The sequence below is a fragment of the Lactobacillus sp. MRS-253-APC-2B genome, from assembly GCF_012843675.1.
In the GTDB taxonomy this organism is placed as follows: domain Bacteria; phylum Bacillota; class Bacilli; order Lactobacillales; family Lactobacillaceae; genus Limosilactobacillus; species Limosilactobacillus pulli.
This window is the reverse complement of record NZ_JABAFO010000051.1, coordinates 1-652: the sequence shown is the minus strand read 5'-3', so window position 1 is coordinate 652 and position 652 is coordinate 1. Positions and strand designations below refer to the sequence as shown.

The 652-nt window shown below is 39.4% G+C and carries 1 protein-coding gene; it reads right to left on the bottom strand.

Translation table 11 applies throughout. The annotated features are described in order from the left end of the window. Positions 1–262: 262 nt before the first annotated feature. Positions 263–652, bottom strand: a 390-nt coding sequence (locus HF864_RS09385) for a zinc ribbon domain-containing protein (protein ID WP_169462718.1), incomplete at its 5' end; no start/stop codon positions are given.

Below are 652 nucleotides of genomic sequence, written 5' to 3'. Positions count from 1 at the left end.
ATGACATACTCCCCATCAAAGATGGGAGAGTTTCCGATGGCCCCTCACGGGACCAACCTGACTTTACTCCGTATGCGCCATGGGACGTTTATTAACAGACTGGTTAGTCTTCAATCATGAGGCAAGACTCATAACTAAAAACGTACGTACCTGTCAAAACCCACGCCATACCTCTTATGATACGCAATACTATTGAGTTTGGGTGTGTCTATACCCTCTGAAAAATGTTGAATTCAAGCCTCTTCAAGAGGCTTTTTTGATGCTAAAAAGTTGTTACAATGTTCTTTTCGTTGAGATAAGGAAAACGATCTGGTTGTTGTAAAGCGGCATGTTTCTTAGGGGTTACTGCCCAATCACGAATGTTATAAGCAGCATTAATGTCTCGATCAAGTTTTTGATGACAATGCGGACACGTCCATTGTTTCTCGAATTTTAAATCATGATTGATAAATCCACATTTATTGCAAGTTTTACTGGTATCAATGGTGTTGACTTCTAATAACAGGCCATGACGATCTTGATAAATATATTCCATTTGTTTGCGGAACGTCGAAGGTTGAAGCATGGCTAACTTATGATTAATATTCTTACGCATCTTGTAGTTCTTAGCCCGTTTGCTGACTCGAATATCAAAGGAATGTAGTTCTTCCAT